The organism is Acinetobacter sp. CY73, from assembly GCF_059515865.1.
Window position 1 is genome coordinate 86,988 of record NZ_JCAKMZ010000006.1, and the last position, 23,930, is coordinate 110,917.

At 36.7% G+C, this 23,930-nt stretch carries 26 protein-coding genes and 2 pseudogenes; 12 read left to right on the forward strand and 16 right to left on the reverse strand.

The features are described from left to right. Positions 1-5: 5 nt before the first annotated feature. The 3 genes from accC to aroQ are packed head-to-tail and all read right to left on the reverse strand — an operon-like array spanning position 6 to position 2,276. Positions 6-1,367, reverse strand: a complete 1,362-nt coding sequence (accC, locus tag AC5YD2_RS05095; RefSeq protein ID WP_496125279.1) for an acetyl-CoA carboxylase biotin carboxylase subunit — start codon at positions 1,365-1,367, stop codon at positions 6-8. A gap of 15 nt (positions 1,368-1,382) precedes the next feature. Continuing rightward, positions 1,383-1,802, reverse strand: a complete 420-nt coding sequence (accB, locus tag AC5YD2_RS05100) for an acetyl-CoA carboxylase biotin carboxyl carrier protein (protein ID WP_496125280.1) — start codon at positions 1,800-1,802, stop codon at positions 1,383-1,385. 12 nt (positions 1,803-1,814) lie between these two features. Further along, positions 1,815-2,276: a type II 3-dehydroquinate dehydratase gene (aroQ, locus tag AC5YD2_RS05105; protein ID WP_496125281.1), complete on the reverse strand. Its 462-nt coding sequence runs from the start codon at positions 2,274-2,276 to the stop codon at positions 1,815-1,817. Between the two features lie 1,045 nt (positions 2,277-3,321). On the opposite strand from aroQ, the gene AC5YD2_RS05110 reads away from it, so the two are divergent. Continuing rightward, on the forward strand, positions 3,322-3,669 hold the full coding sequence (locus tag AC5YD2_RS05110) for an immunity protein Imm33 domain-containing protein (protein ID WP_496125309.1): 348 nt from the start codon (positions 3,322-3,324) through the stop codon (positions 3,667-3,669). Positions 3,670-3,699: 30 nt separating this feature from the next. Continuing rightward, entirely contained in the window at positions 3,700-4,089 is a 390-nt protein-coding gene (locus AC5YD2_RS05115) for a hypothetical protein (protein WP_496125282.1), read from the forward strand. Positions 4,090-4,263: 174 nt separating this feature from the next. On the opposite strand, the gene AC5YD2_RS05120 is transcribed toward AC5YD2_RS05115, so the two are convergent. Genes AC5YD2_RS05120 through tusD form a run of 4 tightly spaced genes read right to left on the reverse strand, consistent with a single transcriptional unit; the run spans position 4,264 to position 5,674 of the window. Further along, entirely contained in the window at positions 4,264-4,575 is a 312-nt protein-coding gene (locus AC5YD2_RS05120; protein WP_496125310.1) for a TusE/DsrC/DsvC family sulfur relay protein, read from the reverse strand. Positions 4,576-4,621: 46 nt separating this feature from the next. Then, the gene (locus AC5YD2_RS05125; protein WP_496125283.1) at positions 4,622-4,906 is read right to left on the reverse strand and encodes a DsrH/TusB family sulfur metabolism protein; all 285 of its coding nucleotides are present in this window, start codon (positions 4,904-4,906) and stop codon (positions 4,622-4,624) included. A 5-nt stretch (positions 4,907-4,911) separates the two neighbouring features. Continuing rightward, complete coding sequence (locus tag AC5YD2_RS05130; RefSeq protein WP_496125284.1) at positions 4,912-5,262, reverse strand: hypothetical protein; 351 nt, start codon at positions 5,260-5,262, stop codon at positions 4,912-4,914. Between the two features lie 43 nt (positions 5,263-5,305). Then, entirely contained in the window at positions 5,306-5,674 is a 369-nt protein-coding gene (gene tusD, locus AC5YD2_RS05135) for a sulfurtransferase complex subunit TusD (RefSeq protein ID WP_496125285.1), read from the reverse strand. A 73-nt stretch (positions 5,675-5,747) separates the two neighbouring features. Between tusD and AC5YD2_RS05140 the strand changes: the two genes are divergently transcribed. Continuing rightward, positions 5,748-6,755, forward strand: coding sequence for an SDR family NAD(P)-dependent oxidoreductase (locus AC5YD2_RS05140; protein WP_496125286.1), 1,008 nt, complete (start codon positions 5,748-5,750; stop codon positions 6,753-6,755). A 276-nt stretch (positions 6,756-7,031) separates the two neighbouring features. Next, a complete protein-coding gene (gene fumC / locus AC5YD2_RS05145) occupies positions 7,032-8,426 on the forward strand; it encodes a class II fumarate hydratase (protein WP_496125287.1) in 1,395 nt (464 codons plus the stop codon). Positions 8,427-8,906: 480 nt separating this feature from the next. On the opposite strand, the gene AC5YD2_RS05150 is transcribed toward fumC, so the two are convergent. From AC5YD2_RS05150 to AC5YD2_RS05165, 4 genes are all read right to left on the reverse strand, one after another. Beyond that, a complete protein-coding gene (locus AC5YD2_RS05150) occupies positions 8,907-9,134 on the reverse strand; it encodes a hypothetical protein (RefSeq protein WP_496125288.1) in 228 nt (75 codons plus the stop codon). Positions 9,135-9,202: 68 nt separating this feature from the next. Next, entirely contained in the window at positions 9,203-9,373 is a 171-nt protein-coding gene (locus AC5YD2_RS05155) for a hypothetical protein (RefSeq protein ID WP_496125289.1), read from the reverse strand. A gap of 283 nt (positions 9,374-9,656) precedes the next feature. Then, complete coding sequence (locus AC5YD2_RS05160; RefSeq protein ID WP_496125311.1) at positions 9,657-10,205, reverse strand: IS630 family transposase; 549 nt, start codon at positions 10,203-10,205, stop codon at positions 9,657-9,659. Then, on the reverse strand, positions 10,202-10,576 hold the full coding sequence (locus AC5YD2_RS05165) for an IS630 transposase-related protein (protein WP_496125290.1): 375 nt from the start codon (positions 10,574-10,576) through the stop codon (positions 10,202-10,204). Before AC5YD2_RS05165 ends, AC5YD2_RS05160 begins: the two co-directional genes overlap by 4 nt. Before the next feature lie 309 nt (positions 10,577-10,885). Between AC5YD2_RS05165 and AC5YD2_RS05170 the strand changes: the two genes are divergently transcribed. Together AC5YD2_RS05170 and AC5YD2_RS05175 are read left to right on the forward strand one after the other, a co-directional pair. Next, the gene (locus tag AC5YD2_RS05170; protein WP_496125291.1) at positions 10,886-11,377 is read left to right on the forward strand and encodes a hypothetical protein; all 492 of its coding nucleotides are present in this window, start codon (positions 10,886-10,888) and stop codon (positions 11,375-11,377) included. 313 nt (positions 11,378-11,690) lie between these two features. Beyond that, positions 11,691-12,191: pseudogene (locus AC5YD2_RS05175) on the forward strand (nitroreductase family protein); the annotation flags it as partial. Positions 12,192-12,288: 97 nt separating this feature from the next. Here the strand turns inward: AC5YD2_RS05175 and AC5YD2_RS05180 are convergent. The 4 genes and pseudogenes from AC5YD2_RS05180 to AC5YD2_RS05195 form a co-directional block, all read right to left on the reverse strand. Next, entirely contained in the window at positions 12,289-13,518 is a 1,230-nt protein-coding gene (locus AC5YD2_RS05180) for an MFS transporter (protein WP_496125292.1), read from the reverse strand. Next, complete coding sequence (locus tag AC5YD2_RS05185) at positions 13,515-13,904, reverse strand: MarR family winged helix-turn-helix transcriptional regulator (protein ID WP_496125293.1); 390 nt, start codon at positions 13,902-13,904, stop codon at positions 13,515-13,517. Before AC5YD2_RS05185 ends, AC5YD2_RS05180 begins: the two co-directional genes overlap by 4 nt. Positions 13,905-14,111: 207 nt before the next feature. After that, positions 14,112-14,666: a thermonuclease family protein gene (locus AC5YD2_RS05190; RefSeq protein WP_496125294.1), complete on the reverse strand. Its 555-nt coding sequence runs from the start codon at positions 14,664-14,666 to the stop codon at positions 14,112-14,114. Positions 14,667-14,844: 178 nt separating this feature from the next. After that, positions 14,845-15,761: pseudogene (locus tag AC5YD2_RS05195) on the reverse strand (LysR family transcriptional regulator). Between the two features lie 94 nt (positions 15,762-15,855). On the opposite strand from AC5YD2_RS05195, the gene AC5YD2_RS05200 reads away from it, so the two are divergent. The 5 genes from AC5YD2_RS05200 to AC5YD2_RS05220 all read left to right on the forward strand — a co-directional run bounded on the left by AC5YD2_RS05200 (position 15,856) and on the right by AC5YD2_RS05220 (position 21,436). Then, positions 15,856-17,097 (forward strand): acyl-CoA dehydrogenase family protein, encoded by a 1,242-nt coding sequence (locus AC5YD2_RS05200; protein ID WP_496125295.1) that lies wholly within the window; start codon positions 15,856-15,858, stop codon positions 17,095-17,097. A 92-nt stretch (positions 17,098-17,189) separates the two neighbouring features. Continuing rightward, positions 17,190-18,311: a phosphotransferase family protein gene (locus AC5YD2_RS05205; RefSeq protein WP_496125296.1), complete on the forward strand. Its 1,122-nt coding sequence runs from the start codon at positions 17,190-17,192 to the stop codon at positions 18,309-18,311. Beyond that, positions 18,311-19,009 carry a histidine phosphatase family protein gene (locus tag AC5YD2_RS05210; RefSeq protein ID WP_496125297.1) on the forward strand — a complete coding sequence of 233 codons (699 nt, stop codon included), beginning with the start codon at positions 18,311-18,313 and terminating at the stop codon, positions 19,007-19,009. The genes AC5YD2_RS05205 and AC5YD2_RS05210 overlap by 1 nt, the downstream gene beginning before the upstream one ends. Positions 19,010-19,121: 112 nt before the next feature. After that, positions 19,122-19,865, forward strand: a complete 744-nt coding sequence (locus AC5YD2_RS05215) for an SDR family oxidoreductase (protein WP_496125298.1) — start codon at positions 19,122-19,124, stop codon at positions 19,863-19,865. Between the two features lie 206 nt (positions 19,866-20,071). Continuing rightward, positions 20,072-21,436: a GGDEF domain-containing protein gene (locus AC5YD2_RS05220; RefSeq protein WP_496125299.1), complete on the forward strand. Its 1,365-nt coding sequence runs from the start codon at positions 20,072-20,074 to the stop codon at positions 21,434-21,436. 96 nt (positions 21,437-21,532) lie between these two features. On the opposite strand, the gene AC5YD2_RS05225 is transcribed toward AC5YD2_RS05220, so the two are convergent. Beyond that, positions 21,533-22,879 carry an alpha/beta hydrolase-fold protein gene (locus tag AC5YD2_RS05225; RefSeq protein WP_496125300.1) on the reverse strand — a complete coding sequence of 449 codons (1,347 nt, stop codon included), beginning with the start codon at positions 22,877-22,879 and terminating at the stop codon, positions 21,533-21,535. A 298-nt stretch (positions 22,880-23,177) separates the two neighbouring features. On the opposite strand from AC5YD2_RS05225, the gene AC5YD2_RS05230 reads away from it, so the two are divergent. Then, a complete protein-coding gene (locus AC5YD2_RS05230; protein ID WP_496125301.1) occupies positions 23,178-23,894 on the forward strand; it encodes an SGNH/GDSL hydrolase family protein in 717 nt (238 codons plus the stop codon). Positions 23,895-23,930: the final 36 nt, after the last annotated feature.

Below are 23,930 nucleotides of genomic sequence, written 5' to 3' on the forward strand. Positions count from 1 at the left end.
TGAGTCTAAGCTTCATTTTGTCCTTGAAGTTTCTTCAGTAGATGATTTTCAAGATAGTGAATATCCATTGCTTGTTTAGCAAAGTTTTTATCTTCAAGAATTAAATCTTTATGAAGCGGAATATTGGTTTTAATTCCGGTCAAAATGATTTCATCTAATGCTTGCTTCATTCGCGCTAAGGCTGTTTCACGATCTTTGCCATGTGAGATAAGCTTGGCAATCATGGAATCGTAATACGGCGGAATGCTATAACCTGGATAAATGTGAGAATCTAAACGAATACCCGCACCACCTGGTGTATAAAACTGTTCAATTTTACCCGGTGATGGTAAGAATGTGGTTGGATCTTCAGCATTGATACGGCACTCGATCGCATGACCTTGAATTCGAATATCTTCTTGTTGGAGATTTAAGCCAAGTCCACCTGCAACACGAAGCTGTTGTTCAATAATATCAACACCAGTGACCATTTCAGTGACAGGATGTTCTACTTGAACACGTGTATTCATCTCAATAAAGAAAAATTCACCATCTTCAAATAAGAACTCAAATGTTCCCGCCCCACGGTATTGCATCAATTCACAAGCTTTAACACAGGCTTGTAAAATTTCAGCACGTGCATCTTCAGGTAGGTTAGGTGCTGGAGCTTCTTCCAATACTTTTTGATGACGGCGTTGAAGTGAACAATCACGGTCATATAAATGTATCGCATGTCCATTACCATCACCAATCACTTGTACTTCTACATGGCGTGGCTTTTGTAAAAAGCGTTCCATATAAACTGTGTCATCGCCAAACCACATTTCAGCATCACGCTGTGCAGCTTGAACCGATTCGAGTAGCGTATCTACGCGTTCAACAATACGCATACCACGACCACCACCACCAGCAGCAGCCTTAACGATCAGTGGAAAACCAATTTCTTTCGCTTCAGCCAATGCATTATTTGGTGTGACCGCATGAGCAGATCCAGGTACAGTTGGTACACCTGCTTTACGCATAGCGTTAATCGCTGAAACTTTATTACCCATGAGGCGAATATGTTCAGGACGTGGCCCGATAAAAATGAAACCTGAATTTTCTACAATTTCTGCAAATTCAGCATTTTCGGACAGAAAGCCATAACCTGGATGGATTGCATCAGCGCCTGTAATTTCTGCAGCAGTAATAATCGCAGGAATATTGAGGTAACTTTCGCTACTTGCGCCAGGGCCAATACACACAGCTTCATCTACGAAACGTAAATGCATCAAATCTTTGTCAGCATCTGAATAGATACCAACGGTTTTAATACCGAGGGTTTTACAAGCGCGAGTGATGCGCAGGGCAATCTCACCGCGGTTTGCAATTAATACTTTTTGCAACATGTCGTCCCCCAAGTATTACGCGCGGTAGCGGAATAGCGGTTGACCGAATTGGATTACATCACCATTTTTCACTAAAATTTCTTCAACCACACCGCTTTGAGTTGCCTCAATTGGGTTCATGATTTTCATTGCTTCAATGATACCCAGCGTTTCACCCGCTGAAATCGTTTGACCAACATTTACAAATGGTGCTTCGCCTGGGCTTGGCGCTGCATAGAACACACCCACCATTGGAGAGGTTTCAACAGCACCGCGAGAAGCAGCTTTAATCACTGGAGCTTCAGGTGCAGCAGTTTGAAGAGGAGCTACGCCAGCTGCAACAATTGGATTACGACGGGCTAAAGCAATAGATTGATCACCTTCTTTAACTTCGATTGACTGTAAATCAGATTCAATCATTAAGTCGATGAGCTTTTTGATTTTGCGAATATCCATGGATTCGTATTCCTAAGATTTTGTAGAAGTTGAAGATTGAATTTTTTGAGTGGCATGACTCAGCGCAAAAGAATAGCCTTGTGCACCTAAGCCACAGATTACGCCAACCGCTTTATCTGATAAATATGAGTGATGTCTAAATGCTTCACGTGCATGTACATTGGACAGGTGTACTTCTATAAAAGGAATAGCAACACCTAAAAGTGCATCTCGAACCGCCACAGAGGTATGTGTCAATGCAGCAGGATTGATAATGATGAACTGAACGCCGTCAGTCTGTGCCTGATGGATACGATCTACAATTGCACCTTCCCAATTGCTTTGGAAAGTTTCAAGCTGAATTGATAGTTCTTGCGCTTGTACGCTTAACTGTTGATTGATATCTTCAAGAGTCAAATAGCCATAAACTTCTGGCTCACGCTTTCCTAGCAAGTTTAAATTCGGTCCATGTATGACCAAAATGGTCGAGCTCATGAAGACTGCTCCAAAATGTATGTTATGCAAATATTTTGCAAGATGCTTGCAAAGTTTGCCTATTATGGCATGTTTTTTCGCTTAAATTTGCTAAAACATTCAAAGCAGGCAAAAAGACATATCAAATTTTCGTAGGGTATTTTGCAAACTTTGTAAGGATTGCTCAATGCTAAAATATGACATTTTTATTATTTTTTCGTATGAGTGCTATGCCAGTGAGACTGACAAAATCTATTGTTTCTATCCTTTTATTTATAGCTGATTACTCAAAATTTTTATTTGATTCATATTTATATGAGTATGGAGAACCAAGGTGAGGGGAAGCTCTATCCGTATTTCCCAATTAGAGTCACTATCAATTGCACATAAAAGATGAATTAGGATGAAAGCTTTAATCCAGACTTTTAAATACCTAGAGAATGTATTTAGGTAGAAACAGAACAGCATTGGACGTGATTAATGCTGGTTAATGAAAGCTGTATTGTTAGGAATTTAAATTATTTTAATAAATATAAATCAATAACTTGAGTTATTTATATTCTATTTATTCATTTTTAAGATTAGATCTAAAGCTTGAAATTTAAAGTTACTCTGATCGTATAAAAGATAAGGATTAAAAAATCATCTTGATTCAAATTTACTATGTTTAAGGCTTCTATTGGGTTTGAAAGGTTTGCTTTAGATTTCATCAATGAAATTAATCTTAGTACGCAAGCCGATTAAAAATATTGAGACTTACTAGTAGAATCATTTGACGAATCTATTCGACTGGCTGATTCTTTCATATTTCTGTATAGAAATTGCAAATGGAGTAAATACTCATTGAAAAGGTGATTGGCAAAAATGCAGTTTATATTTGATTTGGAGTTGCTCAGACAACGAAATTTCTAGATTTAAAAGGAGATTCTCGCTTTTAGTTTGTTTTGATCTTGGAAAAGTAAATCTTACTCATCCTAAGAATTCAACAATCGTCTTTGATTCAGTTGTACGCTATCCGGCAACAGCATAGAATGAGCAGAAATTTATGATGAAAACGGGATCATCTATGTTGCAAGGTTTTATTGAAGAGCAGAAATTGGTTTGTGAAGAATTTGATTCTGCATATATTAAAGTCAAAGAAGATGATGTCGTGGCGGTCGCCAAACATACATTGGACAAAGAGCCGATAGTTGGTTTACGTAAAAAGCCTGAAACGGATGAAAATGTATGTTGGTTTATATATGGTGGAGAGTTAGAAGAGGGTGAAGACTTCTTTGAAACCATGACTGTCAAAGCTTTAGAAGAAATACTGCCTGAAGCTATTCCATATTTGGCCTTAGAGACAGGTTTCCGTTTCATGATCGATCGTGATGATTATGAAGATGTATGGAAAGCAGAACCTGATTTGTCTTAATTTCCAATGAAATATTATGATCTAAAAAAATTGTGCAATATTGTAGATATTCTTCGATATTGCCTAACGGTCAGTGGATTGTCTTTAGCAACCACTTTGTACGCCGTTGAGTATTCTTCTGAAAAATATTCCTTAGAGGAATATACTCGACACATTGATCAGCAGATCGCAATCGTGAATCAGACCAAGTTAGTATTGGATGATCCTGAAGCAAAGCCCTCTGTACTAGATCAAAAGAATGCTTTATGCCAAAGAATCGAAGCATATAAGAACATCCAAGAACTGAGTCAAAAGCATTTGGATTATGAAAATGCTTTTGGCTTGAAAATGGTTGCAGAGCTATTTCTTGATCAGCAGCAACAAAGCTTTGCACGAGCTGGTATGAATGAAACCGCATTTTGTGGCAATACTAAAAAGTGATTTGTCTGAAATTGACATAAAAATGGCTGAAATTGATAAATCTAATGTATCTATACTGCTTGGATTAAAGTGAAGCACATCTATTTATTTCCCTGATCCGATGTGCTTCATTTTAATTTTCTCTCTTTATTTCTTATTATTCTCGTTTTCATCTTTATGTCTTATTTGCCTTGCCTATAGGCAATTCGCAGGCTTTGGCACACCCGCTAATCGACTTAAATGACGCGCGACTAAGCCTGTATTAAACTTTTCTTGTAACACAGCATTATTAATTTCAGGACTCAGCACTTTCATTAAAAATTTAATCAGTGGGCGGGTTGCTGGCGAATGTCCAAATTGTGCATAAAACTGGCGAACAGCTTCGAGTACTTCAAAATGCCATTCGGTCAATTCTAAATCTAAAGTTTGAGCTAAAGTCTGAGCGACCTCATGGTTCCAAATCGTGTAATCAATCAAATGACCATCTTGATCTAAGGCTAAATTGATATTTTCACTCATTTAAAGCATCCATAATGATAAAAGCTAAATCAAATTATTTTAAGGTGACACATCGCTTAAAATTTAAAACTAAATCAGAAAACTGATCATAATCAATGATTTTAATAACAGATGAATCTAGGTTTGGAAGATTTTCAGCGTCATTTTCAAGGACATACAGATTTGAATACAATTCAATATCTTTAGATTGACTCAAAAATACGGCATCACCCATCAATACAATAGAATCATCGCTTTGAATCATTTGATTGAGTTTATTCAAAACTGTTTGAGTATTGGCATAATTGGCTTGAATTAAATACAGCGTATGATTAGACATATCCATTACCAATATAAAACGTGATCAAAAGACTGAATGAATTGAGCATCAAGTCGGATAAACGCTATGTCTTGTTCAGAATGGACAACAAAAGCATGATTCTGATTTTTATACTCGATTAAAATTGGGGTTAAATCATAAAACTCAAAGCTATCCACCATATTTGATGCGAGTTTAAAGGCATGCTTAAACTGATCAAAACTCAGATCAGATTTGAGTAAACTGAGTGCGCCATCTTGTAACAATACTTTAACTTCACAACCGAAAGTGGCTAAAACCATGGTCGCTGATAAGCTTTCATGTATTTGTAATGTATTAAGATTTGATTGAGTTAATATAACCAATACAGTTTTCAAACAATTTACCTTTCAATTGCAACAGTCAAATAAAAATAACAACTTAGAATTGGATTAAGCGTTCAGTAGATTGAACGGCATCTGCCAGTTCACCTAATCCGACCAGCTCAAATTGCGACGCGAGATTATGGGTAGAAATTTGATGGCGCTGTGCATTTTCTTCGTCTGTAATGCCTCGTGCTAATGCAGCGCTGACACATACAGGTAGTTTAATATCTAATTTTTGCCATTCCTTCATCAAATTACGTTGATCATCAGGAACCCATTGTAAGTTATTCGCAACAGCAACGCCGTCTTGATAGAAGAACACTCGAAAGGGTTGATGTTTGGATTTTAAGGCTTGTGCAAGTCCCAAAGCATGCCATGCATGAATTGAACTCGGCGCAGAGGTAATTAGCAATAATGTACTCATTGGAACTTCACATTGAGGAATGTACACAAATGAAATGCAACATTCTGACTTCATAACAAAAGGGTAGTATACAATGATTTTAGTGACTGGTGGTTTAGGCTTTATAGGCTCTCATGTCGTTTTAAGCTTGTTGGCTCAAGGTCAAGAGGTTGTCATTGTTGATAATTTAGCCAACTCAAGTTTACAAGTATTAGAAAGACTCGAATATATTTCAGGAATGTATGTACCTTTTGTGAAATTAGATGTTCGTAATACACCTGCGTTAAACAAAGTATTTGAACAATATTCAATTGATGCAGTCATTCATACTGCGGCCTTTAAATCTATAGAAGAATCTCGTCTCAAGCCGCTTGAATATTATAATGACAATATTAGTTGCATCATGAGCTTATTAAGATCGATGCAAAGAACAGGTGTACGAAATTTGGTGCATTTGTCGAGTCTCGCTGTGTATGGTCAATCCAGTTTAGAACTCAATGAAACGACACCATTTAATTTTAATAATTCAAATCCCTATATTAAATCTCAACAAATGATTGAGGAAATTATTCGAGATACAGTGAAAACTGACAACGAGTGGAAGGTCGCTATTTTTCGTATAGGAAATGTCGTAGGTGCATTTGAACAATCGATATTGGGTGAATACGTGCAACCTTTACCTAAAAATATTGTTTCATTAGCTTTACAAGTGGCGACTTTACAAAGAGATTATATCGAGCTTCAACAAAGTGCTCTGACTCATGATCAAACTGCAGAGCGAAGTTTTGTACATGTACTGGATGTCTGTGATGCGATATTTGCGAGTTTATTTTGGTTTAATCATCAACAAAATGTCTGTGAATCTTTCGATATCGGTGCACATCACCTATCAATACAACAGATTTTGGCGGAAATTGAAAAAGTAACAGGACAGCAGATCAAAACCATCGAGGCGCGTTATTCATTTGATGAACTCGATCAGATTGGCTCGAATAGTACCAAAGCGATGCAAGTTTTAGGTTGGAAAGCCAAAAGATCCGTAGAGCAAATGATTCAAGATCAGTGGAGATTCTACCAAAGTATTTTAAATCCGAGTTTATAAAGAATTGATGGTGCTTGTGCTTCGACAGACGAATGATCGATTTAATGCACAGATATTAAAATACTGATCACGTACAGATCATTAAACATTCATAGCGAATCTCGATATAAAATAAGAATAGTAAATGAGAATTATTTGCAATAATGTAAATTAGGACTATGATCAAGACAAGACTCGAAACAATATCGTTTAAAGCGAAAATTAAGCTCAAATTGAAAAACGAGTTAATAAACCATTAAAAGACACGTTAATTGATAACAGAAATAGAGGTGAATCATGCAAACACGTATTGAACATGACACGATGGGCGAAGTAGAAGTACCAAGTGAAGCGATGTGGGGTGCTCAGACTCAGCGTAGTTTGCAAAACTTTAAAATTGGTGGTGAGCGTCTACCTCGTGCAATGATTCGAGGTATGGGCTTAGTCAAAAAAGCGGCTGCAATCACCAATGCAGAATTGAATCAGATTCCTCAAGAGCTCTCGCATTATATTGTTGGGGCTGCAGAAGAAGTCATTGATGGGAAATGGGACAGCCAATTTCCATTGGTGGTTTGGCAGACAGGTTCAGGTACGCAAAGTAATATGAACTGTAATGAAGTGATCGCCAATGTTGCCAATCAAAAGTTAGGGAATCCTTTAGGCGCGCAAAAGCCTGTTCATCCCAACGATCATGTCAATCGAGCACAATCAACCAATGATTCGTTTCCAACTGCGATTCATGTGGCATCGAGTCTATTGATCAATGAATTATTGATTCCTGCCGTTAAAGCTTTACGTGAAACACTGAATCAAAAATCTGAAGCATTTTCAGGGATTGTAAAGATTGGTCGTACACATCTTCAAGATGCAACGCCGTTAACATTAGGGCAAGAGTTTAGCGCTTATGTATCGCAGTTGGATCATGGTTTAAAACGTTTAAATCAAGCCTTAGAGGGATTATATGAATTACCCCTCGGTGGAACGGCTGTGGGTACAGGTTTAAATGCACATCCTGATTATGCTATAAAAGCTGCTGAACAATTGGCGACATTAACTGGATTACCTTTTGTGACTGCGCCGAATAAGTTCGAGGCACTGGCAGGGCGCGATGCTGCTGTATTTGCTTCAGGGGCATTAAAAACTTTGGCTGTAAGCTTAAATAAAATTGCCAATGATGTACGTTGGTTAGCCAGTGGTCCGCGCTGTGGTTTAGGTGAGTTACGTATTCCTGAAAATGAACCTGGTTCTAGTATTATGCCGGGCAAAGTAAATCCGACGCAGAGTGAAGCAATGACCATGGTCGTGGCTCAAGTATTGGGTAATGACACGACCATTAACGTTGCCGGGGCATCAGGAAACTTTGAGTTAAACGTGTTCATGCCAGTGATTGCATATAACTTAATTCAATCGATTCAGCTCTTGGGCGATGCTTGTAATAGTTTTAATGAGCATTGCGCCGTGGGGATTGAACCAAACCTAGAGAAAATAGATCACTTCTTAAATGATTCTCTTATGTTAGTGACTGCGCTGAATCCCGTGATTGGTTATGAAAATGCCGCTAAAGTGGCTAAGACGGCTTATAAGGAAGGCAAGACTTTAAAACAAGTCGCTGTAGAGCTTGGTTTAGTAACACCTGAACAGTTTGATGAAGTTGTTGTTCCTGCAAATATGGTTTCACCTAATGCAAAATAAGATCAGTTTCAGAATAGATTTAATTTGAATCAAAATGCAATAAACCCTCTATTTGGAGGGTTTATTATTTAGAAACAATAAATTTTTTGCAAAATTGCTTTCTGCCAGATTCACTGTCGATGAGTTTGTAGATAAAGCGATCATAAATATTTCGATGTTTAAGATCGTTAAAATTCTGTTTGAAATCAGCTTCTAGAACAATTCGCTTGAAATACAAATTTCGTTTAACTTCAAAATCATTTAATTCATTTTTCATCTCAGCCTCTATAGGGGTTGTGTAAATGATCTCTAAGAACCCAAACCTCATTGTTTAAAATAATCTTATTCCCTTCATGGAGAGTTAAAATTTCACCATAGAATCCTGTCATGTGGGTAAAAATACCTTTTTCATTATAGTTCGCCCAAGCGCATCTGCACTCACTATGATTCGATTCTTTAAAGAACGTTAAGAGGATCTGAGGGTATTGTGAATTCATATAATTATTGAATTTTGTGAAAAAACTCATAATCATTTTCTACAAAATATACATCACCTGTGGATGCAAGTTTCCATTGTAATGTGCCTCTGATTCGAGTGAGTTCTTGATTTAGATTATTAAATAACTTAATCATTAAATTACTGTCATTAAATTGTCCAGAATACTGGATGATGGGAAGTGTATGAAAATCCTCATACATTTTATGAACGATTACTTTTTTAGTTTTCATATTGATTCCTAACCATTTAAGAGGCCTTCACCTCTTAAATGGATTGAGTAAAAATCTAGAGAAAATTATTATTTTTTCACTGGATTTTCAGTATGTTCTTTAGGGTTGTTTATATTAGATCTATCCTCAGCATTTTTTTGCTGTTCCTGATTCTTTTGCTGCTGAGCCTTGTCGTCATTAGGAGTAGATTGTTGCTGCTGCTGGCTATTAGAATCATTTTGATTGTTGATATTTGACATGATCATTTATCCTTGGGTTGCCGATAATATTAACGGCGAATTCAGCATGTACCTTAAATTGATTAATAGATATCTGTAATATGTATCAAGGTTTATGATTAAAGAAATATTGATTATGAGTTACTGATATTAATAAAATTAAATTAAAAATTTATGATAGTAAATAATTTTATTTATCTGCACCCAATATTTTCATATCGTTTGTTAAAACATACAATAAACATTACGATGATCTAAAAATTATTGAATCTTCTCAATATTATAGCTGGATTTAAATTTTAAGCTACATTTCTTTCAGGCCTAAATCGAGTGCTTCTTCTATTGTTTTGTCTAACCGGACAGCGATACTTTTAACTTTGGATTTGAGCACTGACCATGCTTTTTCAATTGGATTTAAGTCTGGACTGTAAGCAGGCAAGTACATGATTCTACAGTTAAAGTCTGCGGCTAGTTTTTTGATATCTCCGTTCTTATGAATCGAAGCATTATCTAGAATCAGCAAATGCCTTTTGCTCTTATCCTGATTATTTTTAGTCAAGTTTTCAAGTAGATATCTCAGCCATCCTGTGAACATCGCTCGATCGCATGTACCTTGAAAAACCAAATGGCAAAGGAACTGATACGCTGAATTAGACCTCACGGCACTAATGATACTTAATCTTTTTCCATGACCACCTGATTTCACTGCAAGACAACGACTGCCTAGTCTAGACCAACCATATTGAGCTGTATCTATAGTATTTATTCCAGATTCATCAATATAGATCATCTGATCTTCCCCAAACTCTTCTTTCCATTGCGGAAGAAACCACTTAAATACCGCCCTTGTTATTTTGTCGGCTTGCTTGTAGAGAAAACTCTTTTTTTACGTGTCCAACCAAGCTTATGAATGGCTTTTAATAGGGTTGAATAAAGGATTGGATAACCAAATTTTTGTTCAAACAAAGGAATAAGATCTTTCACTTGAGAAAATTCGGTCGTTTCAACAAAGTGTTTGAAAGCATCCATATCCTTGATTTTAGTGGGTCGGCCTGCATTGATTTTAGGCTGTTTCAATTCTCCAGTGGAGTTTTGAAGAAGAATCCAATCATCCAAAGTAGTCCTAGATATTTTAAAAGTTTTACATGTATATGATTTGTGATTGTTTTCTTTATAAAACTGCATGACTTTTTCACGTAAATCTACTGAATATATTTTAGGCATAATCTTGATCAAATGAATTTTTAACCATTGTATCCTAAAATAAGATTGCAGCTATATCTTTAAATATTACCACTTAAGTTTGAGTATCTATATGCGAGAAATAATCATAAGATGATTTATCAGTATTTAGATAAGTATTTGCCATTTTTCTTTAAATATTTTACAGAACTGAACCTTCAAAACGTGATTAGCATTGATTAAAGTGTCATAATTGCAAAAATCTAAAACTTTTATAAATGTTGTTTTGCATGATTTTTGCAAGTCAATTTTTATTATTGTAATTCAATTGTTTATGTTCGGGAATTTTCAATGTTCTATATTTATTTAACAGATGTTCAGAAAAATGTTCAATTTAAAGATTACCCTGGTGAACATCCTGTTAAATTTATTCTCAATTTCAAAAAAATATTTCCAAGCGTCATGGAATTGTTGCTTCCCGTGTTGCCTTCAGATGAAAACTTAGAAGAAATGACATGGGAATCTACCGCGCAAGATTTTGAAATGTTTAAACTGCTGTTAAGTGGTTGGGGAGTGATTGAATTACGTTTAAACGTCATTGCCCAATACAAAACTCGAAGCTTTGCCGACCAATTGGTGAAACAAGCACAGCAAAAACGTAAAACCTATTCGAAAGATCAGCCTAAACTCAGTATGGTTGAACTAGACTACTTATTCGTTCATGAAGTACATGCATTGATTGATGCTGAATTGGTCGATCTAGGCGAGAAGTTCTATTTACCAACGTTACGTGATTTCTGGACAAACCACATGAAAGCCAATGTACTCGAAGCGAAGTTCTAATTCGCCTTTCCGTAATAAAGTTCAGTAATACAAACCATCCTCCAAATCATTAGGGGATTTTTTATTGAGTTTTTTGCTGGCTTCTTCTGAACAACGGATCAAAGCAAGTGAGATTGAAAAACGAACATTTAGGTCATGGTTATTTCGTAGATCGAGATTAAAGCCAATTGGGGATAGAGCATGCTTGATATTTCAAAATAGAATAATGTCCTTCGTTTGATATTCAATCACTTTAAATACTTATTAAGTAAATCTAATTAATAAAAAGCAAAGTATCAAAATTCCCCGGGGATATATCCAAGGATTTAGCCAAATTTTGAATCATTTTTTAGATTTAATTCATAAACGCCGTGCCATTTATGCAATCGGCAAAGATGTAAAGCACATAGTACTTAACTGATTTGATTCAAAATGCAATAAAGCAGAGCCTGTCATCTTTTAACTGACAGTCATCAGGTGCGGTGATTTTGTTTAATCAGAAACGTGAAAAGTTTTGGGGGCTTTGTGAATGAGAAATGAAAGTCTTATGCAAAGGATGAAGCAGCAGTGAAAATCTCAGCAAAATGGATAGCTTGGCTGCGGGCTTCAGCTACAGTTTTATTTTTTGAAGTACTGGATAGAGTTGCTGAACTTGGACAGAAGTTTCCACCTTATGCTGAAAACTTCCTGATCTGGGCTGAACATTCTATAGCTTAGGGTATCAGTTTGCTGTTTGGAGGATATTACATAGATGGTATTGGGGCTTCATTACAATATTACAATATTACAATATTACAATCCAATCGTAGATACAGAAGTTCACCAAGAGTGGAATACCTGATAAAGATCAATATCAGACTTATATGTAGTTAAGATTTTAACAGGAGTGCTGAACACACCTTTTCCCTGATAGAAGGTGTGTTTACTGCAAATTAAGCTCTAGTTTCAACTTTGTTGGCCATACGACCGTGGAGTACGTAATAAATCAATAAACACACACATGCAGCAACTGCACTATATAAATAGAGTGACGTATAAGAAATATAATCTAAAGCGATGCCGATGAAATAAGGACCAAAGCCAAGTCCTGCATCAAGGAAAATAAAATAGGTTGATGTAGCAAAGCCCATGCGTTCTAAGGTTGCGCTTTTTACAGCAAGTGTTTGGCAGACCGATTGGATATTGCCATAGCCTAAACCCAATAATCCCGCACTGAATAAAAGCATCCATGAAGTATTGGCTTGGCTTAAAAGAAATAAACCAAACGCCATAATGATAAATGCAGGATACATGATGATGTTTTCACCTTTACGGTCTAATAAAGGACCTGTAAATGGACGTGAAAACAAGATTGCGATGGCGTACATGAGAAAGAAAACAGTAGTAGCTTCAACTAAGTTAATTTCTTTGGCGTAGAAATTAATAAAAGATAAAACACCTGAATAACAGATTGAAGCGATTAAGATCACAATAGAGATAGGAACGGCTTTGGGCTCAATAAAATTTGAAATCCAGGAAGGTTTAGCCTTTGGTACATCTTGTTCAAATGCTAATGTCGAGGTAGATGCCTTCGAAACGATATTTTTCGGCATGTTGATCATGAGTCCAATACATACACAACTCAGCGCAATAACACTGGAAACAATAAAGATTACATCATAATCAAATCGAAGCATCATCCAAATGGCAAGGAAAGGTCCAATCGCCGTACCTAATGTACTACTTAAACTGTAATAACCAATGCCTTCGCCTCGACGTTGCGCAGGAATGATTTGAGCAATTGCGGTTCCTAAGACCGTTGAAGCCACACCCATCATGAAACCATGCATAAAGCGTACAATGAGCAATATGCCGATATCCAAATGGATAAAGTAAAAAGCAGAGAAAATCAGAAAACCGACTAAACCGACAATCAACGTGATTTTTTGACCAAATTTCTCTAAAAATTTACCCACTAAAAACCGACCAACAAGCGTACCAATGATAAATAATCCTGAGATTAAACCTGCTTGAGCGGTCGTTGCACCCAGTTCAGCTACAGAAAATCCAACAATTACGATCACTAAAAGATAAAAAGTCAGCACCAGTTGAAAATTGATCGAGCTAATCAGAATGAAGTTACGCGTCCATAGCGCAGAGAAATGATCTTGCTTCGCACTCATTTGTCTGCTCCACGCTTATTACTTTCCAACTTGTGCAATATTTTTTCTAAAGTTTCAAAAGTCTTTTGCAACTCCTCTGTTTCAAAATTAGTCAAAAATTCTTGTTCCACAACATCGATCATTGTTGAGCAGAGGCTATAAACGCGATATCCATGAGCCGTTAAAACTAACTTTTTTTCACGTTTATCAGAAGATACAAGTTGTTGAATGATATTCAGTTGAAGTAAAACCTGAATTCTTTTTGCAATAGACGGTTTTGAAACTTTAAGTATTTTTGAAATATCAATGGAAGTCATACATTCATTTTCGTGAATGAGGTAGATGACTTGCCAAAGCGAATAATTTAATTGGTCAGCTTCTAAAACCTCATTGATCATTTCACTCATCAGTCGTGCACTACGCAATAACACCGTCCTGATTTTAGGAGAGTTTTGAGAATGATTAGGAGAGAGAATCATAGTAGTTAACCAGGGTAACTAAATTAATGGCAATTTACGCCGTTCGAGGCGAAGAATCAAGTGGTTAATCATTCACCATAAAAAAAGACCAATATAAAATTGACCTTTAATCCTAAAAAATTTTGTTGTACTGCGTTATTTTTTATTTTTTCGATAATCACTAGGGCGAATAGGACGAGTGGTGCGCCAGAGGCCTTTTTTATTTTTACGCGCATTGGCTTGTAAAGCAAGCATATGTTTGCGTTGTTTTGGGTCCTTAATATATTCCTCATACACCCATGCAGCACCACGCTTGACCATTTCTTCATTCATATTTTTGCGGTAACGATGAATCACACCGACACATCGACCATAACGGTCAATATCGGTAATGGTGACACGTACAATTTTTTTATAAACCATTTTTTTGATGAGCCGATGGGATTCTGCACCATAAGTTTGAGAGGACTCCGGGGCATCGACATAGGCAAATCTTAACTTGGTTTCAGAGCGTCTTAAATTGAGTCGATAGCAGGTGAGGGTATCACCATCACTAATTGCTGAAACACGGCACCAGTATGTTTTTCCCTTTTTATAAGGCTTAAACAGCGCTGTGAGAAATATACGTACACGACGAATAAGGAAAATTAATAATAGGCAAAAAATCATGCCTATAGCAATGAGCCAGCTTGCAGGAAGATCAGACAACATAGGAAAGTGGCTTTAAAGCCAAAACAGCAAAATATCGATCTCATTTTACGGTTAATTTTAATCAATAGACGTTTAAATACCAACCAAATAGCGCTGTAATGCTTGAATACTAAGCATTTGAAGGATATGAATCCCTATAATCAAAATAGCCTAAGCAAAATGAATCTCTATAAATAGCCTAAGTAAAATTTATAATAATTTCTTCTTTCAAAAATTGATAGCACTTATTTTTATTTAGATTTGAATACCAAAAAGGCCTATATTCATTTTCGGCAGCGAAATCGGTAACTCCAAAATATGAATCGATTTGGGTACCGCTAGATTCCTCAAAATACTCTGTGGAATCGTCAATAATGTATCTGGCTGATGCGCTAATATCTATATTGCTGTTGAATAATGCTGACATCGCAAGCTGATATTTCTCGTCAAATTCAACCTTTTTAGATAAACATCCTCAATCAATGTCCCCGTTTTTCGTGATGAAACTCCAATATGAGGCGAGGACATATATTTGTCCTGATCAATCGTATTGTGCTGAGTACAGAGTACAAACCGATCTTGAACTAAATATTGAAACTCAATGTAATCGCCATAGTGTTGTTCAATATCTATCACAAAATCGATTTGCTGAGCGGCTAAGTGATCTTTCATTTTAAGACGATCTAACTTGATACTGAACAGTTGAATATCGAGTTTAAGTGCATGAAAATGTTGAATCAGTCGAGGAAAAATCAGGGGTTCAATTTCATCATGGATCGCAATTTTAAGATTTTGAATACTACTCTGATCAAATGTATGATTTTGGACTGTAATCGATTGAATCGAAATCAAAGCATGCTTGATGTTCGGGTAAATTTGCTCTGCAAAAGGTGTAGGCAACATTTGATTTCCATTGCGTACAAAAAGTTCACCCTTAAGTTGAACTCTGAGACGTTGCAAGGCATGACTTACCGTGGATTGGCTCAGATATAGACTTTGTGCTGACTTAGTGATGTTTTTTAGTTCAAAAATAGCAATAAAAAGTGGGTAAAGGTTGATATCAATCCGATTAAATATTGAAACATCCAAAACAAACTGATGATGAATAGGATTTATATCTTATTATTTAGTTAAATCATTTCATTCATAATAGTTTTCAAGTTAATGTGTTGTAAAGCAAGTGTCATATAAATAATTCAAAGGACGAAAAATGTTTGAACTGTCACCTAAAGCACAAGATTTTTTAAACCGAACCAAAAGCTTTATTGAGCAGGAAATTGAGCCGATTGAAGCACAATTTTGGCACCAAGTTCATGCACTAAATTTGGGTGGTGATTGGACAAGATGGCAATGGCCAGCACAACTTGAAACCTTAAAACAAAAAGCCAAAGCAGCGGGTCTTTGGAATATGTTTCTACCTGACGAAACCTTAGGTCAAGGTTTATCTGTTCAAGAATATGCTCGCATTGCAGAGCTGACAGGTCGAAGCTTACTCGCACCGACCATTTTTAACTGTAATGCACCTGACAGTGGCAACATGGAATTGCTTTGGCGTTATGGCACAGAACAACAAAAACAAGATTGGTTGATGCCATTATTAGATGGAAAAATTCGCTCGGTATTTTGTATGACTGAACCTGAAGTCGCTTCAAGTGATGCAACCAATATGCAGGCAACCGCTATCATAAAGGATGATGAAATTGTACTCAATGGACGTAAGTGGTGGTCTTCAGGTTTAGGCGATCCAAATGCAAAAATAATTATTTTTATGGCGCATACACCAGATGTAAATAAAGATCGTCATCATCAACACTCAATGGTACTCGTACCAATTGATACTGTAGGTGTAAAAATTGAGCGTATGTTACCTGTATTTGGCGATTATGATGCGCCTCATGGGCACGGCGAAGTCAGCTTTAAAAATGTGAGAGTTCCATTATCTAATTTCATCGGTGGAGCAGGTCAAGGCTTTGAAATTGCGCAGGGTCGTTTAGGACCAGGTCGAATTCATCACTGTATGCGTTGTATTGGTGCTGCTGAAAAATCATTGGAATTGATGATTGATCGTGGAATGAGTCGAACTGCTTTTGGTAAAGAAATTTTAAAGTTGGGTGGTAACTTAGAACGTGTGGCTGAAGCGCGTGTGGCGATTGATCAAGCTCGTCTTTTAACCTTGTATGCCGCTTATAAAATGGATACTTTAGGTAATATGGCTGCGCTTACAGAGATTTCAGCCATTAAAGTTGTTGCTCCAAGTGTTTTAGAAAAAGTGGTGGATATGTCGATACAAATTCACGGCGGTGCAGGTGTATCGAGAGATACGCCACTCACTGGTTTTTTTGCACAAGCACGAGCACTACGTTTAGCGGATGGCCCTGATGAAGTTCACAAAGGCATGATCGCCAAATTAGAACTAGCGAAAAGAGGCTATGGCTCTAAACGAAAAGCATAGATTTTTATAGCTTTTAATTAAGATGCATCGCAGGTAATTGTGATGTAATACATTATTAAGCATTTGATTTAAGATGAAATTAGGGAAGTATAATGTCAATAATTGATGTGGGTGGACAGGTTCGAAAGGGTGAAGAACTTGATATTCAAGCGGTCACACAATGGCTACTTGAAAATGGCGTTAATGTTCAAGGTTCAGTAGACGTTACTCAATACTCTGGCGGAGTTTCAAATTGGACGTACCGTTTAAAATATGACAATGCAGACCTGATTCTACGTCGTCCTCCTAAAGGTACCAAAGCTAAATCTGCACATGATATGGCACGTGAATTTAAGGTTCAAAAAGCGCTAGCGCCTTACTATCCAGTTTTACCTGAAATGCTGGCGCTGTGTCAGGATGAAAGTGTTATTGGCAGCGATTTTTATGTGATGCGTCGCATAGAAGGTATTATCCCGCGAGCGAAATTACCGCCTGAGTTAAAGTTTGGTGAAACTGAAGTTCGAGAATTATGTACCAATGTGATTAATAAACTGATTGAACTTCATCAAGTCCCGTATCAAGGTACAGATCTTGAACAACTGGGTAAGGGGGATGGTTATTGTCGTCGCCAAGTCGAAGGTTGGGATAGTCGTTTTGATAAAGCACATACCATCAATGTTCCATCTTTTAAATACGTTCGTAAATGGTTGCTTGAACATATTCCTGAAGACTCGAAAACCTGTGTAATCCATAATGATTGGCGTTTTGATAACGTGATTTTAGATCCAAAAAATCCAACGCAAGTGATTGGTGTATTAGACTGGGAAATGGCGACACTGGGTGATCCCTTAATGGATTTAGGTTCGGCTTTGGCCTATTGGGTTGAAGATACAGACAACCAAATATTTAAATCTACACGTCGCCAGCCTACACATTTAAAAGGCATGTTTACTCGTAAAGAAGTGGTTGAATATTATTTGGCTAAAACAGGTCTGGAAACTTCGAATTGGACGTTTTATGAAGTGTTTGGAATATTTCGTCTAGCAGTCATCGCACAGCAAATTTATTACCGTTACTACCATAAACAAACCAATAATCCTGCCTTTAAAGATTTTTGGATCGTGATTCATGCGCTACACATTCGTGCGCTTAAATTGATTGGTCTACAAAAAATTGAAGCCAATGATTTAGCACAAAAATATATCAATAAATTTAAAGAGTTAATGCCTAAATAATGACGACGATCTATTTTGTCCGTCACGGACAAGCCTCCTTTGGTGCAGCAAGTTACGATAAACTTTCACCCAATGGTGAATTACAATCAGCATTACTTGGGCGGTATTTATCAAAAATACTCAAAGAAGCACCTTATGTGGTTGCTGGATCTATGCAGAGACATCAACAAACTGCTCACTTTGCTTTGGAAGAAAGTTTCTCTGAAGTTAATGTAGAGACAAATAGCCAATGGAACGAGTTTAATCATCAACAAGTGTTTGCATTGCATGATCCTCTTTTTAATCAGCCTGAAGCGTTGAAAACAGAAGTAGCAAAAGCAGAAAGTCCAAGAGCCTATCTATCACAAATTTTTGAAGGTGCGATTCAGCGTTGGACAGGTGGTGATTTTCATCATGAATACGACGAATCATGGCCTGATTTTCAAAAACGTGTTGAAACAGCCTTAGCAACTTTGTGCAATCAACTGGCTGAATCAAAACCACGATATGCAGTAGTATTTACATCAGGTGGCGTGATTTCGGTGATTGCGGGAAAATTACTTGAGCTCAGTGTCGATAAAACATTTGCCTTAAATTGGGCAATCACCAATACCAGCTTAACCACAGTGAGACTCGTCGGTCATCAGCCTCAGCTTTTAAGTTTAAATGAGCATCATTTTATTAAAGCTGATCATCCAGAATTATTGACTTGGATCTAGCTACACTTGTTGAGGGATTTAATTTAAAAATGTAATTTAAAATTTAAAAAACTGTTCGTCTTTCTATTCAGGCGCACAACTCAAATAAAAATGCAAAAAAAAGGATTTGAATATGGCAAAAACAATTTTAATTACAGGTGCAAGCTCTGGGATCGGTGCGGGTATGGCGCGTGAATTTGCCAAAAAAGGCTATAACTTAGCCATCTGTGCCAGACGTATGGAACGCTTAGAAGAATTGAAAAAAGAATTGACCTCCCAATATGCAATTGAGGTCAGTGCAAGACTATTAGATGTGACCCACTATGATCAGGTGTTTGAAGTATTTAAAGCTTTTAAAGAAGATTTTGGAACCATTGATCGTGTTATCGTCAATGCGGGTGTTGGACAAGGACGACGTATAGGCAAGGGGAATTTTGAAATCAACCGTGCAACTGTTGAAACCAATTTTATATCCGCACTTGCACAATGCGAAGCTGCCGTAGAAATTTTTAGGGCACAAAATTCAGGGCATTTGGTGATGATTTCTTCCATGAGTGCAATGCGTGGTATGCCAAAACATTTAACGGCTTATGGCGCAAGTAAGGCTGGCGTGGCTTTTTTAGCAGAAGGCATTCGAGCAGAATTAATCGATACACCCATTAAAGTCACCACGATTTTCCCGGGTTATATACGAACTGAAATTAATGAAAGTGCTGCGAAGTTACCTTTTGAAATCGATGAAAAAACAGGTTCTCGACTTTTAGCCGAAGAAATTGAAAAAGCACCGATCAAAGCTTATGTACCCAAATGGCCTTGGTTACCACTCGGATTTGCGATGAAAGTTCTTCCTTTAAAATGGGTTAATAAATTGGGTTAAGCAACAATCTAATTTCTATTTAGCCATTGCTAATAAATATAAAAGAGAATTTCATTTCGCTTAAAAACTATATTCTTTCTAAGAGACTGTAGTTTTTAAATTTGATTAACGATTAAGCTGATCGAAAAATTCATAAGTTGTAAATATTAAAATCTGATATATTAGTACTTTAGCAGAATAAAATTTCAGCATTTAGGTTTTTCAGCATGAATCCAGAATTAATAGAATTGCTCACCCAGCAGTGGAAAGACATTTGCGCAAAATATTCGACTTCAGAGCTGAATGATACTTTTGAATTTGTTAAGGCTAATTCCTCGGATCTCGTCAGTGAGTTTTATACTCAAATGATGAAAGAGGAACATGCGCTTGAGTTTTTATCAGTGGGGATTGTCCATTCAAAATTACAGCAGACGCTTGATCAATGGATTTTAGATAGTTTTGAAGTGCCACTCAAAGATACCTTTGAGCTCATGGTGAAAAAGCACAATACCGTTGGTAATGTGCATGCACGCGTGGGAATTCCATCATGGCTGATCATGCGTGGTATTCGTGAAATTATTAAGAAAATTTTTCAACTCGTTGAAAATGAAGCGCCAAATCGTGCCTATGTGATCTTAACGTATATGGTTCAGGTTTTAAGTTTCTCATCTGAAATCATGTGTCGTTCTTACGAGGAAAATCTCGAAGTGAAGAACGACATGAAGCATACTTACCGTTTATTTTCTGCGATGCAAGATGTTTCAACCCAGAAGGAAAAACAGCGCGGTTCATTATTGGATTGGGAAAATGAACTGATGTTCAAAGTGTTTTCTCAAAATCCAGCATTCAATCACTCAGCATTATCGAAATCTGAATTCGGATTGTGGTTTATTCACAAAGCTGCTTACGCATTTTCAAGCTCTAATCAAGTTGAAGTCATTATTAGAGCCATTCATCATGTCGATGCGTTAAATGATGAGATCATGAAGAGTGGTGATACCGAGCATTCACTGCATTTGATTCAACAACTTCGTGAAAAAAATCGTGAAATTTTGCATTTGATTGAACAGTTATTCCAAGTCTCTGAATATATTGGTTCAGGAAATGATTCACTCACTCAACTTCTGAATCGTCGTTATTTAAACACCATTCTTGGGCGTGAAATCAATTTTTCACGTAAGAACAATACTTCACTAACGCTACTTGCCATTGATGCAGATTATTTCAAAAAAATTAACGATCAATACGGACACAGTACAGGGGATTTAGCCCTACAATTTTTAGCCGAAGTTCTTTTAGATTTGGCGCGTGGCAGTGACTATGCATTCCGTGTCGGTGGAGAAGAATTCTTACTTTTACAAGTCGACAATAGCCTTGAAAATGCTTTGGATACTGCAGAGCAAATTCGTAAGCGTGTAGCAGGTACAATGATACACGCCAATGACGGTAGAAGTTTTAATTTCACAGTCAGTATTGGTGTCGTAAAATACAATGGTCACCCAGACTATCAACGTTTCTTAGATGCTGCTGATGCGGCATTATATCAAGCAAAAAATAGTGGTCGAAATACTGTCGTTGTTGGTGAAATCTAACTCAATCTCTTGAAAGACTCAACCTGCTATGCGTTTTAAAATGAATAGCAGGTTTTTTATATCTGTTTATCTATGTTGTTTTATTTATGGTTCTGTTTATTGATGGTTTTGAGCAAAAAAGTGTAATAACGCATCTTGTAAAATAATCTGCCACACCGCGTACGAATGTCCACCGACATAGTTTTGATAATGAATTTGATGCCCTTGTTTTTTTAAATCATTTACCACAATTTCAGATGTTTCCAAAATACTCATATCATTGTTATTTCTTGAAGTTTCGTAAGTATTGGCAGAAACAAACCATTGTTGTTTAGGTTGATTTGAACGCTCTCGAATCATTTTACTCATCGAATTCGGTACATCTTGCGAGTCTTTTTGCCACCAAAATGAACCTGAAAGCGGTACAACGTGACTGATCTGTTGTGGAAATTGTATTGCCATATAGGCTGAACTCAAACCACCCAAGCTTGAACCTAAAATGACCGTTTTAGAGCGATCACGATTTGGTAATTTTTGATCAATAAATGGAATAAGTTCATCGATGAAAAATTGGGTATAAGTCTTATTGGGTGTCAACTCTTGAGGTCGAAGCGCATCTGATGGATGTGAAACAAAAATAGCTTGAATCGGTGGCAACTCACCTGACTCCACTAAAATGTCCAAAGCTTTGGGAACATTAAGTAATTCTGAATATTGTTTCCCATCAAAAAATATAGCCGTGATATATGAATCATTTGGATTCTTCTTTTTAGATTGATAGGTTTGAATCATTCGTTCATTGCCCATTATTTTACTTTTTAAAATAAAGTGCTTCAGCTTTGGATTTGGGTGATGTGGATATTGTGATGGATCAATAAATTGAGGTGATTGACTTAAAGAGACAATATTTTCACTTCTTAATTTTATTTTTTGTGATAATTCATTAATCCTTTTTTGAACAAGATCGTTTGAGATGATTGTATTCTTAGGTTGAAACCATACATTTGTATTTAATGGATCGATTTTTTGCACTTGAAGAATTGCACGGCGCTGTATCCGTGATTCTTTTAAATTAGAATTTAATTGAGGGCAGTAGTGAGATAAATAGCCATCTAAATTGGGTGAGTCCACAGCAAAACTATAACTTCCTATAAATCGGTTATCGACTATGGCTTCTTTAAACCAAATATCGGTACTGGGTAGCCGTGTGAGCCATTCATGATCATTACTCGGCCCACCAATTAAGCGGACGTTGTGTTCAGCACCACGCCATAGAAAAATAATTCTACTGTTTTGCTCATCTATTGGCTCAATTAAAGGTGTTCCAGTACGTTTAATATGATTCCAAAACTGGTCTAAATACTTCTCTCGATGCTGAGGAGATTTTACAATTTTACTTTGAATGGCTTTGAGTTGTTCACTCTGAGGCAATATCTCCTCACATGGCTGAGCATATTGATTCATCTTTGTTTGATTTGAATGTTCTAATTTAAGGTTTTCGAATATAGTTTTTTCATTAGCGAAAACAGCAGATTGAATTGAGATTAAGCTAATACAAAGAGCTGTGAAATAGACAGATTTCAAAATAAGTCCAGAAAATAAACGATAATCATTATCATAAATGAATTTAGGATAGATTGCTGTTCATTATACAAAATCATCTATACGTCTGTGAAAGGACTTATCATTTGATTCAAAATCACTATGTGATTTAAAAGATACTGATTTACAATCAAGTTGAATTTCTCTGGCCAAACTGTTTATGCGACTCAAACTAGCAACACTTGCACTTCTACCTGCATTGGTCATTCAAGGCTACAAAGTCAAAAAAAATACGCTACGTCTGTCCGAGCCTTTGGGAGATCGTCGAGGTGTACAAGGTCAAGGTAAGCCTCTATCATTATTGATCATTGGAGATTCTGCGGCGGCTGGCGTTGGAGTCGATCATCAAGAGGATGCACTCATCGGTTCGATTTTAAAAGAACTCAATTCTGATTTCCAAATGACTTGGCAACTTGAGGCAAAAACAGGGCATACCACGGATCAAGTGATTCAAGCCATTGAGAAATTAGATCATCAACACTTCGATGTAGTCATCAGCTCAGTGGGCGTCAATGATGTGACTAAATTGACCAGTGCAAATCAGTGGATCAAAAAACAGCAAACTTTATATTCATTAATAGAAGAAAAATTTTCACCGCAGTTGATTATCGCAACGGGTGTACCTCCTATGAATATGTTTCCTGCTTTACCCAATCCCTTGGGCTGGCTATTTGGACAATATGCACAAGCCATGAATCAAAAATTGGCGATCTTGGTCGATCAACACCCAAAAATGGATTGGATTGAATATGACATTCAACAATACCGTGATTTAAAATTGGATATGGCTATAGACGGCTTTCATCCAAGCAAAGACGTGTACCAACTCTGGGCAAAACAAGTTGCCGATAAAGTTCGATTATATTTTCAAGATTAAAATCAAAACGAAATCACCAACTCATTTTGTACCAAA

Excerpts from the sequence above, each read along its gene's own strand:
- accC (WP_496125279.1), bottom strand. The coding sequence starts at position 1,367 with ATGTTGCAAAAAGTATTAATTGCAAACCGCGGTGAGATTGCCCTGCGC.
- accB (WP_496125280.1), bottom strand. The coding sequence starts at position 1,802 with ATGGATATTCGCAAAATCAAAAAGCTCATCGACTTAATGATTGAATCT.
- aroQ (WP_496125281.1), bottom strand. The coding sequence starts at position 2,276 with ATGAGCTCGACCATTTTGGTCATACATGGACCGAATTTAAACTTGCTA.
- AC5YD2_RS05110 (WP_496125309.1), top strand. The coding sequence starts at position 3,322 with ATGTTGCAAGGTTTTATTGAAGAGCAGAAATTGGTTTGTGAAGAATTT.
- AC5YD2_RS05125 (WP_496125283.1), bottom strand. The coding sequence starts at position 4,906 with ATGTCTAATCATACGCTGTATTTAATTCAAGCCAATTATGCCAATACT.
- tusD (WP_496125285.1), bottom strand. The coding sequence starts at position 5,674 with ATGAGTACATTATTGCTAATTACCTCTGCGCCGAGTTCAATTCATGCA.
- AC5YD2_RS05140 (WP_496125286.1), top strand. The coding sequence starts at position 5,748 with ATGATTTTAGTGACTGGTGGTTTAGGCTTTATAGGCTCTCATGTCGTT.
- fumC (WP_496125287.1), top strand. The coding sequence starts at position 7,032 with ATGCAAACACGTATTGAACATGACACGATGGGCGAAGTAGAAGTACCA.
- AC5YD2_RS05150 (WP_496125288.1), bottom strand. The coding sequence starts at position 9,134 with ATGAAAACTAAAAAAGTAATCGTTCATAAAATGTATGAGGATTTTCAT.
- AC5YD2_RS05155 (WP_496125289.1), bottom strand. The coding sequence starts at position 9,373 with ATGTCAAATATCAACAATCAAAATGATTCTAATAGCCAGCAGCAGCAA.
- AC5YD2_RS05165 (WP_496125290.1), bottom strand. The coding sequence starts at position 10,576 with ATGCCTAAAATATATTCAGTAGATTTACGTGAAAAAGTCATGCAGTTT.
- AC5YD2_RS05170 (WP_496125291.1), top strand. The coding sequence starts at position 10,886 with ATGTTCTATATTTATTTAACAGATGTTCAGAAAAATGTTCAATTTAAA.
- AC5YD2_RS05180 (WP_496125292.1), bottom strand. The coding sequence starts at position 13,518 with ATGAGTGCGAAGCAAGATCATTTCTCTGCGCTATGGACGCGTAACTTC.
- AC5YD2_RS05185 (WP_496125293.1), bottom strand. The coding sequence starts at position 13,904 with ATGAGTGAAATGATCAATGAGGTTTTAGAAGCTGACCAATTAAATTAT.
- AC5YD2_RS05190 (WP_496125294.1), bottom strand. The coding sequence starts at position 14,666 with ATGTTGTCTGATCTTCCTGCAAGCTGGCTCATTGCTATAGGCATGATT.
- AC5YD2_RS05200 (WP_496125295.1), top strand. The coding sequence starts at position 15,856 with ATGTTTGAACTGTCACCTAAAGCACAAGATTTTTTAAACCGAACCAAA.
- AC5YD2_RS05205 (WP_496125296.1), top strand. The coding sequence starts at position 17,190 with ATGTCAATAATTGATGTGGGTGGACAGGTTCGAAAGGGTGAAGAACTT.
- AC5YD2_RS05210 (WP_496125297.1), top strand. The coding sequence starts at position 18,311 with ATGACGACGATCTATTTTGTCCGTCACGGACAAGCCTCCTTTGGTGCA.
- AC5YD2_RS05215 (WP_496125298.1), top strand. The coding sequence starts at position 19,122 with ATGGCAAAAACAATTTTAATTACAGGTGCAAGCTCTGGGATCGGTGCG.
- AC5YD2_RS05220 (WP_496125299.1), top strand. The coding sequence starts at position 20,072 with ATGAATCCAGAATTAATAGAATTGCTCACCCAGCAGTGGAAAGACATT.
- AC5YD2_RS05225 (WP_496125300.1), bottom strand. The coding sequence starts at position 22,879 with ATGAATCAATATGCTCAGCCATGTGAGGAGATATTGCCTCAGAGTGAA.
- AC5YD2_RS05230 (WP_496125301.1), top strand. The coding sequence starts at position 23,178 with ATGCGACTCAAACTAGCAACACTTGCACTTCTACCTGCATTGGTCATT.